Here is a 13,313-nt window from a genome sequence, read left to right on the forward strand (position 1 = left end):
GGACAGGAGTTCCGCCTGTCACCACGCGCTGCGACGCCTTCGCTCCGCGCGGGTGCCGCAGCGGCTACTGCTCCCGGTAGGTCTCCAGGAGCCGCAGCCACACCTCGCTGATCGTCGGGTAGGCGGGCACCGCGTGCCAGAGCCGTCCGACAGGGACCTCCCCGGCCACGGCGATCGTCGCCGAGTGCAGCAGTTCGCCGATGCCCGGTCCGACGAACGTGACGCCGAGCAGGATCTCGCGGTCGAGGTCGACGACCATCCTGGCCCGGCCCTTGTACCCCTGCGCGTACAGACCGGAACCGGCGACCGAGGCCAGGTCGTAGTCGACCGCGCGGACCCGGCGGCCGGCTGCCTCCGCCTCGTCGAGTGTGAGGCCGACCGAGGCCACCTCCGGGTCCGTGAACACCACCTGGGGGACGGCGGCGTGGTCGGCGGTGGCCGCGTGGGCTCCCCAGCGGTCCGTCTCCAGCTGGGGGGTTCCCTGCGCGCGGGCCGCGATGGCGGCGCCGGCGATGCGGGCCTGGTACTTCCCCTGGTGGGTCAGGAGTGCCCGGTGGTTCACGTCGCCGACCGCGTACAGCCAGTCGCTGCCTTCCACGAGGCAGCTGTCGTCGACGGTGAGCCACGACCCGGGCTCGAGGCCGACCGTGTCGAGGCCGAGGTCGTCGGTGCGCGGGGCCCGGCCGGTGGCGAAGAGGATCTCGTCGGTCTCCAGCCGTTCGCCGTTGTCCAGTTCGACGGTGACCGGTCCGTCGTGGCCGGCCCTGCGTACGCCCTTGGCCGACACCCCTGTCAGGATCCGCGCGCCGGCGTCGGTCAGGGCCTCGGCGACCAGTTCGCCCGCGAACGGCTCCATCTTGGGGAGCAGGCCCTTGCCCCGGACCAGCAGGGTCACCTCGGCGCCGAGCCCCTGCCAGACGGTCGCCATCTCCACGCCGACCACTCCCCCGCCGACCACGACCAGCCGGCCCGGTACCTCCTTGGCGCTGGTCGCCTCGCGGCTCGTCCACGGACGGGCGTCGGCGATGCCGGGCAGAGCGGGGACGACGGCGCGGCTCCCGGTGCAGACGGCGACGGCGTGTCGGGCGGTGAGCCGCTGCTCGGCACCGTCGGCGCCCGTGACGGACACCTGCCGGACTCCCGTCAGCCGGCCCGTGCCGCGGTAGACGTCCGCGCCGATGCCGTCCAGCCAGCCCACCTGGCCGTCGTCCTTCCAGTGAGAGGTCTGCTCGTCGCGATGGGCGAGGACTGCGTCCGCGTCGAGCGGTCCCTGGACCGCGCCGCTCAGCCCGGGGACGCGGCGGGCGTCGGCACGCGCGACGACCGGGCGCAGCAGCGCCTTACTGGGCATGCACGCCCAGTACGAACACTCGCCGCCGATGAGCTCGGACTCGATCACCGCGGTGCTCAGTCCGGCGGCCCTGGCCCGGTCGGCGACGTTCTCCCCCACGGGACCGGCCCCGATGACCACCACGTCGTACTCGTTGCTCCGCACACCATCAACATCAGTCATGTGAACAGTGTCCTCGCGGGTGTGCGCCGCAGCCACATGGGCAGGCGGAATACCGCAAGTGACGCCACCGTTGTGCCGGACAGGTCCGAACGGTCCCAGGAAGAGGTAACAGAGTATGAGCACCGTAGAGCTCACCAAGGAAAACTTCGATCAGGTCGTGAGCGACAACGAATTCCTGCTGATCGACTTCTGGGCTTCCTGGTGCGGTCCGTGCCGGCAGTTCGCCCCGGTCTACGACTCGGCGTCCGAGCGCCACCCCGACCTGGTCTTCGCCAAGGTCGACACGGAGGCGCAGCAGGAACTGGCGGCCGCCTTCGAGATCCGGTCCATTCCCACGCTGATGATCGTCCGTGACAACGTCGCGGTCTTCTCGCAGCCCGGTGCGCTCCCCGAGGCGGCCCTCGAGGACGTCATCGGCCAGGCGCGCAACCTGGACATGGACGAGGTGCGGAAGTCGGTCGAGGAGCAGCAGCAGGCCCAGCACACCCACTCGGAGCAGCAGTAGTCCCTGAGGACGCGCGGCAGACGTGGTGAGGGCCCGGCCGTCCCGGCCGGGCCTTTGTCATGGGCCGGTGCGGGTTCAGCCGTTTCCGGGCTGTTCCGGCGTGGGAGGCGCCGGAGGGGGGCCCGGTACATGGGTCTCCCCGGTCGGTGCGGGAGCTTCCGCGCCGCCGCCCTGCGTCTCCGCTGCCTCCACCTCCGCTTCCGCTCCCTCCGTGTCCGCTGCCTCCCACCGTGCTTCGTCCGCACCGCCGACGCGCTCGGCGATCCTGACCGTCAGTCCGTAGTCCAGCTCCGCGCCGTCCACCAGAAGGGCCTCCACGGTGCGCGAGGCCGGGTCGATGTCCGCCTCCATGCCGCCCCCCGTGTAGCGCGGGTATCCCGATGTCCCGGTGTCCCCGGTGGCCGCCACGACCGCCGAACGGATGGCGGTGCCGGGCGCGGGGGCCCCGGTGGCCGACTCCTCCGGTTCCGGGAACAGCAGGATCTCGTAGCTCTGCGGATGGCTCATGCCGACGACGCTAGACATCCACTGCCTGCCTCGCATGTCGCAACGCCCGCCGGACCCGTGTCAGCTGGATTCGCGGGCCACCACCGCGGCCCGCAGCAGACGGTGGTGCTCGGGCTCGCCACCGGGATTCCGCACCAGCCGGTCGATCATCTGCGCCGGTGGCTGCGTGGTCGCCAGCTCCGTGGCGACGCTGCTGAGCCGGGGCCGCAGGAGCCTGCCGAGCATCAGGTCGTCGGCGCCGATCACAGCCGTCTCGGTCGGGACGTCGATGCCGGCGTCCTGGAGCGCTCTCATCAGCAGCATGGCGTATTCGTCGTTGTACGCGAACACGGCGTCCAGGCCGAGCGAGCGCCATCGGGCGGCGAGGTCGTCGGCCGGCCTCTCCTCGTACGGCAGGGGAAGCGCCTGGACGTGGGCGTCCGCCCCCGAGTCCTCGACGGCGCGCACCGCTCCCGCGAGGCGGGGTTCGGCGAGCTGGGCGAGGCCCGGTTCCCGGGGCATGACCACCCCGATGCTGCGGCGTCCGCGTGAGAGCAGGTGCCGGACGGCGCAGCCGCCGACCTCGCTCTGGTCCATGAGGAGGGCGTGCGCGCCGTCCACCGGCTGCGGCCCCAGAGTGATCACGGCCTTGGCGCCGGAGCGGGTGAGCACGTCTATGCCGTACGGGGTGAGTCCGAGGCCGCCGGGCGCCACGACGGCCACGGGACGGAGTTCCGCCCAGGCCATGGCCGCGGCGTCGGCGTCGAGGCCGACGCTGCCGTAGTGGACGACGGTGTAGTCGAGGTGGCGCAGTCCGCATTCGAGACCGGTGAAGAACCGCTGGCAGGGAAGCCCCGCCGACGCGTGCACGGACGGCAGCAGCACCGTCCTGGTGTGTCCGGCCCGCAGGCTCCGGGCCGCCGCGTGCGGGACGTAGCCGAGGTCGGCGGCGGCCTCCCTGACCCGGCGGCGGGTGGGATCAGTGATCCGGACGGTCGTGTTGTTGTTCATGACGTAGGACACGGTGGCCCGGGAGACTCCCGCGAGCCGCGCCACGTCGGCGCTGGTCGGTACGGAGATCCCTGCGGGCTGCTCGGGTAACTGGCTCATGGCGTCCGGCAGTCTTCCAGACCCCGGCGCCCCGCAGACGCGCCGGGGCGCCGTAACCGGACGGCGGCCGGTGGTACCGGCGGCTGCGCCTGACAGTGCGTCGGCGACGCTCGGGCGGCGGACCGCGTCAGGAGGGCGCCGGTGACGGTGGTGCCGGGCGGGCGTGTGACGGCGCGCGGGTGATCAGGGGGTTGAGGCGGCCGACCCGCTCCACGGACGGGGCGCTCCAGGTCCTACGGTGTTGCGATGACGTTCCAGCACACGAACCACAGCAGCGACAGCACGACCGACTTCCCCGGCCGCAGCGGCCCGGCCGCCACCGCGGAGGCCGACGCGCGCGTCGCGGGGCCCGTCCGCACCTCCTACGCCCCCGACCGCGACGGAGATCCGGACCCGGGCGAGATCGTCTGGACGTGGGTGCCGTTCGAGGAGAGGGACGGGCGCGGCAAGGACCGGCCGGTCCTGGTCGTGGCCCGGGAGGAGGAGGGCACCCTCCTCGCCGTACAGTTGTCCAGCAGGCAGCACGACGGGGACCACGAGTGGGTCGCGCTGGGCGCGGGGCCGTGGGACAGCTCGGGGCGGGCGTCGTGGGTGGATCTGGACCGGGTACTGCGGGTGCACGAGGACGGTATGCGGCGTGAGGCCTGCGCGCTGGACCGGGGGAGGTTCGACCTGGTCGTGGGGCGGCTGCGCGAGCGCTACGGCTGGAACTGACCGCCGAACGCCCGGCTGAAGGCCCGCCGGACGGCGGAGTCGGGAGCACGGTCCGGGACGCCGAAGACGATCTGCTCGAAGTGGCCCGCGAACCGCCCGGAGCCGGTGAGCAGGTCACGGAACGCGCCGGCCACCTCGTCCGGGTCGTTCATGAACACGCCGCAGCCCCACGCGCCCAGGACCAGCCGCCGGTAGCCGTGGAGGGCGGCGACCTCGAGCACCCGTTCCGCCCGGCTCGCCAGCGCGGCGGGTATGCGGGAAGCCGGCCCGGGGTCTCCGCCGCGGATGACTCCGGCGTTGGGGGCGGCTGAGGTGAGGAAGCCGACGGCGTGGGGCGACTCCAGCAGCCTCCCCCGGTCGTCACGGAAGACCGGCACGCCGGGTGAGTGGATGACCCGGTCGGTGTAGAGGGGGCAGCGTTCGGCGCGGTGGTGCGCGTAGAACTCGGGGGCCCGCAGCAGCGTGGCGTGGAGCGCGGAGCCGCGGCACAGGGACTCCTCCTGGGCCTGTGCGCCGTTGAGGTAGCCGCCGCCGGGGTTGCGGGCGGAGGCGTAGTTCAGTACGGCGACCTCGGCCGGTGCCTCACCCGTCATCCGCCGTGCCGCACGCAGGCTCGTCTCGTCCGTCACCTCGACGACCGGGCTGCGGTCGGTGTCCAGGGCCGCCACGGGTACGGGATCGGGTCCGTACAGCCGGGTGCCGGACAGCGCGGTGGCCAGGGCGCGTTCGATCGTCACCTCTCGCCCTTCGGGCGTCCGGTACCGCCCGGCCGTGACGATGGCCTCGGTCTCTCGCGCGATACCGCGCAGTCGTGCGCTCATGGGCGCGCCCCCGTGTGGTGCATACGGGGCATGCTGGGCGCGACGGCGGCATGGACGCAACCGGTTTTCCGTGGCTCAGGGGCACCCTTGTGCGAACCCCCGGTAAGGGTTTGGGTGGGAAGCAAGCACCCGAAGAGGAGGCCCAGCATGCCCCCGCATACTCTCGGCCAGCACGGCCCGCCCGCCGACGCCGCGCCCCTCGGCGAGGAGGAGGCGGAGGATCTGCTCCGCGGCATATGTTTCAAGACGGGACCGCCCCGGACGGTCGGTGTGGAGCTCGAATGGCTCGTGCACGACCGCGAGCACCCCGAGGCAGCCGTCCCGCACGACCGCCTCCGCGCCTCGGCCGACGCCGTGCGCGCGACCCCCCTGGACGCTGCCCTGACCTTCGAGCCGGGGGGTCAGCTGGAGCTCAGTTCCCAGCCGGCGGGCTCCCTGATGGCGTGCGTCGACACCATGGCCGCCGATCTGGCTTCCGTCCGTGCCACCCTCGGCCGGGCCGGCCTCGCCCTGGCGGGCATCGGCGTGGATCCGTGGCAGCCGCCCCGGCGCCTGCTGCGGGAGCCGCGCTACGACGCCATGGAGACCGCCCTCGACCGGTCGGGTTCCGCCGGCCGGGCCATGATGTGCACCTCCGCCTCCGTCCAGGTCTGCTTGGACGCCGGTGAGGAGGAACCGGGTCCACTGGGTTACGGGCGGCGCTGGCAGCTCGCGCACCTGCTGGGTGCGGTGCTGGTGGCCGCCTTCGCCAATTCGCCCTTCCGGCAGGGCCGGCGCACCGGCTGGCGTTCCACCCGGCAGTCGCTGTGGGCCGAGCTCGACCCGGCCAGGACGCTTGCCCCGGGGGGCCGTCTCGCGCCCCGGGACGCCTGGTCCGCCCATGTGCTCGCGACGCCCGTGATGTGCGTGCGGGGCGGCGACGGCCCTTGGGACGTGCCGGAAGGTCTGACCTTCCGGGACTGGATCCGCGGCAGCGGACCGCGTCCCCCGGTGCGGTCGGATCTCGACTACCACCTCACCACGCTGTTCCCCCCGGTGCGCCCGCGCGGGCACCTGGAGCTGCGCATGATCGACGCCCAGACCGGCACCGACGGCTGGCTGGTACCGCTGGCCGTCACCACCGCTCTCTTCGACGACCCGGAGGCGGCCGAAACCGTGTACCGCACCGTGAAACCTCTGGCCGAGACCGCGGGCCCGGCCGCGGCGCCCCGCAACCCGCTGTGGACGGCCGCGGCCCGCGACGGGTTGAGCGACCCCGAGCTGGCGGGGGCGGCAGCCGCCTGCTTCGAGGCCGCGCTGGAGGCACTGCCCAGGATGGGGGCGAGCGATCACGTCCTCGCCACGGTCGCCGCCTTCCAGGAACGCTATGTGGCCCGGGGCCGATGTCCGGCCGACGATCTCCCCGGCCCGGGACCGGCGCCGCACGGAAGGGGCTCGGCCCGATGACTGACATCCCCGCCGCCCACACCGGCCAGGAACTCGACGCGGAGGCGCTGCGCGAGCGGGCTGTGGCCGCGCTGGTCACCGCCCGCGAGCGCACCGCTCTGCTCACCGACAGCGTCGACGACCACGAACTCACCGCGCAGCACTCCCCCTTGATGTCGCCCCTGGTCTGGGACCTGGCGCACATCGGGAACCAGGAGGAGCTGTGGCTGCTCCGGGCCGTGGGAGGCCGCGAGGCACTGCGCCCCGAGATCGACGGGCTCTACGACGCCTTCGAGCATTCACGGGCGAGCCGGCCCTCGCTCCCCCTGCTGGCGCCCGCGGAGGCACGGACGTACGCCGCCGACGTACGTGGCCGGGCCCTGGACATCCTCGGTGGCGCGACGCTCCACGGCGGGTCACGCCCGCTGGAGCGGGCCGGCTTCGCGTTCGGCATGGTCGCCCAGCACGAACAGCAGCACGACGAGACGATGCTGATCACCCATCAGTTGCGTTCGGGGCCGGCGGTACTCGGCGCGCCGGAGCCCCCCGGGCCCGTCGATACGGTCACGCTGCCTGCCGAAGTCCTGGTGCCCGGCGGCCCGTTCACCATGGGCACCTCCACCGAGCCCTGGGCCCTGGACAACGAACGGCCGGCGCACCGCCGTGAAGTGGCGGCGTTCCACATCGACACCGCCCCGGTGACGTGCGGCGCCTATCAGCGCTTCATGGACGACGGCGGGTACACCGAGGCACGCTGGTGGGCGCCCGAGGGCTGGGCGATGGTCCGCGAACACTCGCTGAACGCGCCTCTGTTCTGGCACCGGGACTCGGGGCAGTGGCTGCGACGGCGTTTCGGGGTGACGGAGCCCGTGCGGGCGGACGAGCCGGTGCTCCACGTCAGCTGGTACGAGGCGGACGCGTACGCCCGCTGGGCGGGGCGACGTCTGCCGTCCGAGCCGGAGTGGGAGAAGGCCGCACGTCACGACCCGGCCTCGGGGCGTTCACTGCGCTACCCCTGGGGTGACGAGGACCCGACACCCGAGCGGGCCAACCTGGGCCAGCGGCATCTGCGGCCCGCCGCCGCCGGTTCCTACGCCGCCGGCCGTTCACCGGCGGGCGCGGGGCAGCTGATCGGCGATGTGTGGGAGTGGACGTCGAGCGATTTCCTGCCCTATCCCGGCTTCGTCGCGTTTCCGTACCGCGAGTACTCGGAGGTCTTCTTCGGACCCGGGCACAAGGTCCTGCGCGGCGGTTCGTTCGCCGTGGACCCGGTCGCCTGCCGTGGCACGTTCCGGAACTGGGACCTCCCGGTCCGGCGTCAGATCTTCTCCGGGTTCCGCACCGCGAGGGACGCCTGATGTGCCGCCACATCGCCTACCTGGGGCCCCGCGCGGCTCTGGGGGATGTGCTGGTCACCCCCGCGCACGGGCTCGTGCGCCAGTCCTGGGCACCGCGGCGCCAGCGGTACGGAACCGTCAACGCCGACGGGTTCGGCGTCGGCTGGTATGCCGAGGGGGACCCCGTACCGGGCCGGTACCGCCGCTCCGGGCCCGTCTGGGGCGACGAGACCTTCGCCGATCTCACCCGGGTGGTGCACAGCACGGCGCTGCTCGCGGCGGTACGTGACGCGACGTTCGCCGGGGCGGACGGGGAGGCCGCGGCGGCTCCCTTCGCCGAGGGGCGTCTGCTGTTCAGCCACAACGGCGCGGTGCGGGGGTGGCCCGGTTCCCTGGCACCGCTGGCCGGCGCCCTGCCGCCCGGGCGGCTGCTCGGCCTTGAGGCGCGGAGCGATTCGGCACTCATCTGGGCGCTGGTGCTGCACCGGGCGGCGGGGGGCGAGGCGATAGGGCGGGCGGTCGCCGGCACGGTCCTCGATGTCGGCGCCGCCGCCCCCGGTTCACGCCTCAATCTGCTGCTCACCGACGGCACCACCATCGTGGCGACCGCGTGGGGGGACTCGCTCTGGTTTCTCCACGACCCGGGCACCCGCACGGTGGTGGCCTCGGAACCGTACGACGACGATCCGTCCTGGCGCGAGGTCCCGGACCGCACCCTGCTGACCGCGACGCGCACCGATGTCCTGCTGACCCCGCTCGAGGAGCCCACCGCGTGAGTCCCTTCCTGCTGACCCGCTCCCTGCCTGCGGACGCGACGGACGCGGCGCTGCGCGCCGACGTGCTGAGCGGTCTGACGCGGCACCCGAAAACCCTGCCGCCCAAGTGGTTCTACGACGCACGGGGAAGTGACCTCTTCGAGGAGATCACCCGGCTGGCGGAGTACTACCCGACGCGTGCCGAACGGGAGATCCTGATCGCCCGTGCCGGTGACATCGCGGCGGTGTCCGGGGCCCGGACCCTGATCGAGCTGGGCTCGGGTTCCTCGGAGAAGACGAGACACCTGCTGGACGCGCTGCCGGACCTGCACACCTACGTGCCGGTGGACGTCAGTGAGAGTGCCCTCACGGGCGCGGCGAAGGCGTTGCTGGCCGACAGGCCGGAGCTCTCCGTGCACGCGCTCGTGGCCGATTTCACCCAGGTGCTGGAACTGCCCGAGAGCCCCGGCCCCCGGCTGGTGGTGTTCCTCGGCGGGACGCTGGGCAATCTGCTGCCCGAGGAGCGGGCCGGCTTCCTGCGGTCCGTACGGGCGCGGCTCGCACCCGGGGACGGGCTGCTGCTCGGTACGGACCTGGTCAAGGACGAGGCGACCCTCGTCGCGGCGTACGACGACGCGGCCGGGGTCACGGCCGCCTTCAACAAGAACGTGCTGGCGGTGGTGAACCGCGAGCTGGGTGCTGACTTCCCGGCCGGCGACTTCAGCCATGTGGCCCTCTGGGACGCGGACCACGAGTGGATCGAGATGCGGCTGCGCGCCCGCCGGGCCATGACGGTCAAGGTCCGGGAGCTCGACCTCGTGGTGCAGTTCGAGGAGGGTGAGGAACTGCGTACGGAGATCTCGGCGAAGTTCCGTGAGAAGCGGGTGCGCGACGAACTCGCCGCGGCGGGCCTGCGGCTGGATCAGTGGTGGACGGACGCGGCGGGCAGGTTCGCGCTGTCGCTGGCGACGGCGGACTGAGCCGCGCGCGCCAGGGTCCGGCGGTCGGTCCCCGCCTCCGCGGGGATGGGCGGGAGGATCCGGATCTCGGCGGTGAGCCCGGCCGCCGTCACCACGCGCCACAGGGAGACGGCGAGCGGATCGTCCCCGACGAACGCGGCGGCTCCCGCCGCGTCCGTCCCGGTCGTCCGGTAGCTGATGCGGACCGGGCGGACGGCGGAGCCGGCGTCGATCGCGGCCTGGAAGGCGGCCGGCCGGAACCGGCCGCCGCCGCTCCGCCCGCACCAGGTGCTGCCCTGCGGGAAGACCGCGACCCGTGCGCCGGAGGCCAGCGCCCCGGCGACGGCCCGAACCGCGTGCGGCAGGGACCGCAGCCGGTCCCGCTCGATGAACAGCGTGCCGCCCAGGGCGGCAACCGGGCCCAGCAGCGGCCAGTGGCGGATCTCGCTCTTGGCGACCATGCGGGCGGGGAGCACGGCGGCCACGAGTGGGACGTCCAGCCACGAGACGTGGTTGGCGACCACGAGTTCACCCGAGGGGGGTCCGGCCGGCCGGTCCGGGTTCCCGGTGACCCGTACGCGTACGCCGAAGGCACGCACCACCGTGTACGCCCATCGGCGGGTCAGCCGGTCACGGTGGGACGGCCGCAGGAGCAGCGCCACCGGCACGCACATCACCCCGACGACGGTGAGGGCGCAACCGGCGAGCAGCAGGGCCGCCGCCGGCAGCGCCGTGCGCGCGGGGCCCTCGTGACGCGCGCAGTCACGCGGGGTGCAGGGGGCGACGGGCAGCCAGGCACTCATCGCAGCGGGGCCAGCGAGAGGAAGTGGCGCAGGTAGCGGGGGTCAGTCCGGCGCATCGAGAGCAGGACGTAGAGGTCCGCCACGTCGAAATCCGGGTCATGCGCGGGCGCTCCGCAGACCCAGGCGCCGAGGCGCAGGTATCCGCGCAGCAGCGGGGGCAGTCCCGCGCGGCCGCCCGCCCCGCCGCCGGGGTGGCCGGTGGAGTCCCAGAGGCGGTGGGGGGTGACCCAGTACTGTTCGGGCGCGAGGTGGTGGGTCCGTACGGTGTCCCAGCTGCGGGCGGCGAGTGCGCCTCCGTCGGCGAGGGGCACGGAGCAGCAGCCCGCCAGCCAGGTGTGGCCGGTGCGCTCCATGTAGCGGGCGAGCCCGGCCCAGATCAGGGCGATGACGGCACCGTCCCGGTGGGCCGGGTGGACGCAGGACCGGCCCACCTCGACGAGGTCGTCGCGGATCGGGCCGAGCCGCCGCAGGTCGAACTCGCCTTCCGCGTAGAGGCCTCCTGCCCGCCTGGCGCCTTCGGGCGGGAGCAGCCGGTAGGTGGCGACCACCTCTCCGGTGGCCACCTCGCGTACCAGCAGGTGGTCGCAGTGGATGTCGAAGGCGTCGCTGTCCAGGCCGGGTTCTGCGCTGTCGAGCCGGGCGCCGAGTTCACCGGCGAAGACCAGGTGGCGCAGGCGCTGGGCGGCCCGTACGTCGTCCGGGCCGGAGGCAAGCGATACCCGGTATCCCGAGGGTGCGGCGGCGGCCGGTCGTCGCGGCGCGGGGACGCCGACGGGTGAGGGGGCGGGTGAGGCGAGGGGCAGCACGGTCATGGCGGTCTCCGGGGACGGATCAGCGGGGCGGCTGCCGGGCTGCCGCAGGAGTGCGACGGCCCGGCCCCCTACTTCTTCCGTGACCGGCTGGATTCGACGTGACCGCTGTGGAGCGAGGGGATGTGCGACGGCTGAATCCCCGGATCGCGGGTGCGACCCGGCCGCTCCCGGTGCCGGTCAGCCCGTGATCAGTTTCGACGTGATGCGGTCGGAGGCCTTCTTCGCTTCCACAGCCGGGTCCCCGCCCTCCAGCACCGCCGTCATGTACGGCTTGATCGGGTTGTCGGCCTCGACGGCCGGCCAGTGGGGTGAGTTTGGGGTGGCGCGGCCTTCGGCGGCGCCTTCCGCCATCGCGGAGGTGCCTTCCTGTCCCTCGACCACGTGCGCGAGGACCGGCTTGTTGGGGACGTAGCTCATGGCCCGGGCGAGTTCCGTCTGCCACTTCTCCCCCGCGAGCGCCTTGACGACGTCGATGCCTTCGCCGCGGTGGTCGGCGGCCTCCGGCACGATCAGGTCGGACCCTCCGGTGAAGACGGCGCCCGGCTTGTTCGCGCTCTTGCCGGGGATGGGGAAGTAGCCGAGCTTTCCCTTGAGTCCGGGGTTCCGCTGTTCGATGAGCGCCGCGCTGCCGGGCACGGAGATGATCTGGGCGACCTTGCCCCCGGCGAACACATCGGTCTCCGGTGGCGACTGCTCGTCGGCGTCCCTGGGTCCGCTGCCGAGCGCCTGGAGCGTCTTGTAGAAGTCCATGCCCCGCAGCGCGGCGGGCGAGTCCAGTGCGCCCTGCCAGTCGCCACCGCTGTCGTCCGCCAGCTCGCCGCCCTCGTCCCAGATGAAACCGGCGAGGACGTACCAGTTCTGCCCGGCGAGGTAGATGCCCTGCCGGCCGGCGGTGTCCAGTTTCTCGCTGATGTCCACCCACTCCTCACGGGTCCTGGGGAGTTCGGTGATCCCGGCCTGGGCGAAGAGGTCCTTGTTGTAGATCACGACGCGGTTGGCCGCGTACCAGGGGATCCCGTACTGTCCGCCGTTGACCTTGCCCGGTTCCGCGAGGCCAGGCAGCCAGTCCTCCCCGCCCAGGTCACGCATCGACTCCAGGGTGAGGTCGCGCAGTTCCCCGCTCTCCGCGTACTGCGCGACCTGGGTGTTGCCGACTTCGATGACGTCCGGCGCGTCGTCGCCCTCGATCGCCTTCAGGACCTTGGGGCCGATTCCGCCCCACTCCTGGATGATGAACTCCAGTTCGACCGAGGGGTGCTCGGCCTCGTACGACTTCTTGAAGCGGTCGACGAAGTCCTCGGAGGCGCTGCCCTTCATCAGCCATACCGTCACCGTGCTCCTGTCGGCCCCCGCGCCCGGGAGATACCCACAGCCACTCAGCACGACGGAGGAAACGAGCGCGACGGCTCCGGCCAGTATGCGGATCTTCACGGGGGTCACCTTCTGCGGAACGGCACGACGGCATGACAGGACCCGGGTGGGGGGACTGCGGGCGGCGCTCGCACGGGCGTATGGCTCGGAGTTTGGTATGGACCAATCCGCAGGTCAAGCCCCCGCGTCCCACCGATGGCCGCCGGGACGCCTCGCGCGCCGTCGGCGGGTGAGGCACCGTGGAACCACGAAAGGAGACATTAGATGTCCAATCACACTTATCGGGTCACCGAGATCGTAGGAACCTCCGAGGAGGGCCTGGACGCGGCGATCCGGAACGGCGTCGCACGAGCCTCCGAAACGTTGCACAATCTCGACTGGTTCGAGATGACGCAGGTCCGCGGCCACATCGAGAACGGCCGCATCGCCCACTACCAGGTCGGCCTCAAGGTCGGTTTCCGGCTCGACGAGAAGGCCTGACCGGCCGGCCACGCCTCCTCCGCCCGGGTGCGCCGTCCGCGTCCGGTCCTCCCGGTGCGCCCTCCCGCTCCGGGACGCACGTCGACGACGGCGGCGCGACGGTCCGCCGGCCAGGCACGACTTCGCGCCGGGTCCTTCGGGCCGCGTCGCGCACCCGCCTCGTGGCCGCGTCGGACACGACCTCGCGCCCGCGCACCGGCCGTCACGGTGATCCGCTGCCCG

Annotated in this window: 14 protein-coding genes; 7 read left to right on the forward strand and 7 right to left on the reverse strand. The window is 72.9% G+C overall.

What is annotated here, in order from left to right:
• Positions 1 to 64: 64 nt before the first annotated feature.
• Positions 65 to 1,513 carry a dihydrolipoyl dehydrogenase family protein gene (locus tag ACHFIV_RS14420; RefSeq protein ID WP_398967849.1) on the reverse strand — a complete coding sequence of 483 codons (1,449 nt, stop codon included), beginning with the start codon at positions 1,511 to 1,513 and terminating at the stop codon, positions 65 to 67.
• A gap of 115 nt (positions 1,514 to 1,628) precedes the next feature.
• Between ACHFIV_RS14420 and trxA the strand changes: the two genes are divergently transcribed.
• On the forward strand, positions 1,629 to 2,018 hold the full coding sequence (gene trxA / locus ACHFIV_RS14425) for a thioredoxin (protein WP_398967852.1): 390 nt from the start codon (positions 1,629 to 1,631) through the stop codon (positions 2,016 to 2,018).
• 75 nt (positions 2,019 to 2,093) lie between these two features.
• On the opposite strand, the gene ACHFIV_RS14430 is transcribed toward trxA, so the two are convergent.
• Positions 2,094 to 2,525, reverse strand: coding sequence for a hypothetical protein (locus tag ACHFIV_RS14430; protein ID WP_398967854.1), 432 nt, complete (start codon positions 2,523 to 2,525; stop codon positions 2,094 to 2,096).
• Between the two features lie 60 nt (positions 2,526 to 2,585).
• Positions 2,586 to 3,614, reverse strand: coding sequence for a LacI family DNA-binding transcriptional regulator (locus tag ACHFIV_RS14435; protein WP_398967856.1), 1,029 nt, complete (start codon positions 3,612 to 3,614; stop codon positions 2,586 to 2,588).
• Positions 3,615 to 3,860: 246 nt separating this feature from the next.
• Between ACHFIV_RS14435 and ACHFIV_RS14440 the strand changes: the two genes are divergently transcribed.
• Entirely contained in the window at positions 3,861 to 4,328 is a 468-nt protein-coding gene (locus ACHFIV_RS14440) for a type II toxin-antitoxin system PemK/MazF family toxin (RefSeq protein WP_398967858.1), read from the forward strand.
• Here ACHFIV_RS14440 and ACHFIV_RS14445 read toward each other — a convergent pair.
• Positions 4,313 to 5,149, reverse strand: coding sequence for a TIGR02452 family protein (locus tag ACHFIV_RS14445; protein WP_398967861.1), 837 nt, complete (start codon positions 5,147 to 5,149; stop codon positions 4,313 to 4,315). The two genes, ACHFIV_RS14440 and ACHFIV_RS14445, sit on opposite strands and share 16 nt — an antisense overlap.
• Positions 5,150 to 5,296: 147 nt before the next feature.
• On the opposite strand from ACHFIV_RS14445, the gene egtA reads away from it, so the two are divergent.
• From egtA to egtD, 4 genes are read left to right on the forward strand one after another with little or no spacing between them, the layout of a single operon-like run.
• Positions 5,297 to 6,595, forward strand: a complete 1,299-nt coding sequence (gene egtA, locus ACHFIV_RS14450) for an ergothioneine biosynthesis glutamate--cysteine ligase EgtA (RefSeq protein WP_398967864.1) — start codon at positions 5,297 to 5,299, stop codon at positions 6,593 to 6,595.
• Positions 6,592 to 7,932, forward strand: a complete 1,341-nt coding sequence (gene egtB / locus ACHFIV_RS14455) for an ergothioneine biosynthesis protein EgtB (RefSeq protein WP_398967867.1) — start codon at positions 6,592 to 6,594, stop codon at positions 7,930 to 7,932. The genes egtA and egtB overlap by 4 nt, the downstream gene beginning before the upstream one ends.
• Complete coding sequence (gene egtC, locus ACHFIV_RS14460) at positions 7,932 to 8,687, forward strand: ergothioneine biosynthesis protein EgtC (protein ID WP_398967870.1); 756 nt, start codon at positions 7,932 to 7,934, stop codon at positions 8,685 to 8,687. The genes egtB and egtC overlap by 1 nt, the downstream gene beginning before the upstream one ends.
• A complete protein-coding gene (gene egtD / locus ACHFIV_RS14465; protein WP_398967872.1) occupies positions 8,684 to 9,646 on the forward strand; it encodes an L-histidine N(alpha)-methyltransferase in 963 nt (320 codons plus the stop codon). Before egtC ends, egtD begins: the two co-directional genes overlap by 4 nt.
• Here egtD and ACHFIV_RS14470 read toward each other — a convergent pair.
• The 3 genes from ACHFIV_RS14470 to ACHFIV_RS14480 all read right to left on the reverse strand — a co-directional run bounded on the left by ACHFIV_RS14470 (position 9,589) and on the right by ACHFIV_RS14480 (position 12,671).
• Positions 9,589 to 10,428, reverse strand: coding sequence for a lysophospholipid acyltransferase family protein (locus tag ACHFIV_RS14470; RefSeq protein WP_398967875.1), 840 nt, complete (start codon positions 10,426 to 10,428; stop codon positions 9,589 to 9,591). The two genes, egtD and ACHFIV_RS14470, sit on opposite strands and share 58 nt — an antisense overlap.
• The gene (locus tag ACHFIV_RS14475) at positions 10,425 to 11,240 is read right to left on the reverse strand and encodes a GNAT family N-acetyltransferase (RefSeq protein WP_398967878.1); all 816 of its coding nucleotides are present in this window, start codon (positions 11,238 to 11,240) and stop codon (positions 10,425 to 10,427) included. Before ACHFIV_RS14475 ends, ACHFIV_RS14470 begins: the two co-directional genes overlap by 4 nt.
• A gap of 177 nt (positions 11,241 to 11,417) precedes the next feature.
• Positions 11,418 to 12,671, reverse strand: coding sequence for an extracellular solute-binding protein (locus ACHFIV_RS14480; protein WP_398967880.1), 1,254 nt, complete (start codon positions 12,669 to 12,671; stop codon positions 11,418 to 11,420).
• Between the two features lie 204 nt (positions 12,672 to 12,875).
• On the opposite strand from ACHFIV_RS14480, the gene ACHFIV_RS14485 reads away from it, so the two are divergent.
• Positions 12,876 to 13,091, forward strand: coding sequence for a dodecin (locus tag ACHFIV_RS14485; protein ID WP_398967883.1), 216 nt, complete (start codon positions 12,876 to 12,878; stop codon positions 13,089 to 13,091).
• Positions 13,092 to 13,313 lie beyond the last annotated feature (222 nt).

This window comes from Streptomyces sp. ALB3 (assembly GCF_044385685.1).
Lineage (GTDB): Bacteria > Actinomycetota > Actinomycetes > Streptomycetales > Streptomycetaceae > Streptomyces.

Coding starts and splice junctions, on each gene's coding strand:
- egtB (WP_398967867.1), top strand. CDS start 6,592: ATGACTGACATCCCCGCCGCCCACACCGGCCAGGAACTCGACGCGGAG.
- ACHFIV_RS14420 (WP_398967849.1), bottom strand. CDS start 1,513: ATGACTGATGTTGATGGTGTGCGGAGCAACGAGTACGACGTGGTGGTC.
- trxA (WP_398967852.1), top strand. CDS start 1,629: ATGAGCACCGTAGAGCTCACCAAGGAAAACTTCGATCAGGTCGTGAGC.
- egtC (WP_398967870.1), top strand. CDS start 7,932: ATGTGCCGCCACATCGCCTACCTGGGGCCCCGCGCGGCTCTGGGGGAT.
- ACHFIV_RS14445 (WP_398967861.1), bottom strand. CDS start 5,149: ATGAGCGCACGACTGCGCGGTATCGCGCGAGAGACCGAGGCCATCGTC.
- ACHFIV_RS14475 (WP_398967878.1), bottom strand. CDS start 11,240: ATGACCGTGCTGCCCCTCGCCTCACCCGCCCCCTCACCCGTCGGCGTC.
- ACHFIV_RS14440 (WP_398967858.1), top strand. CDS start 3,861: ATGACGTTCCAGCACACGAACCACAGCAGCGACAGCACGACCGACTTC.
- ACHFIV_RS14485 (WP_398967883.1), top strand. CDS start 12,876: ATGTCCAATCACACTTATCGGGTCACCGAGATCGTAGGAACCTCCGAG.
- ACHFIV_RS14430 (WP_398967854.1), bottom strand. CDS start 2,525: ATGAGCCATCCGCAGAGCTACGAGATCCTGCTGTTCCCGGAACCGGAG.
- ACHFIV_RS14470 (WP_398967875.1), bottom strand. CDS start 10,428: ATGAGTGCCTGGCTGCCCGTCGCCCCCTGCACCCCGCGTGACTGCGCG.
- ACHFIV_RS14435 (WP_398967856.1), bottom strand. CDS start 3,614: ATGAGCCAGTTACCCGAGCAGCCCGCAGGGATCTCCGTACCGACCAGC.
- egtA (WP_398967864.1), top strand. CDS start 5,297: ATGCCCCCGCATACTCTCGGCCAGCACGGCCCGCCCGCCGACGCCGCG.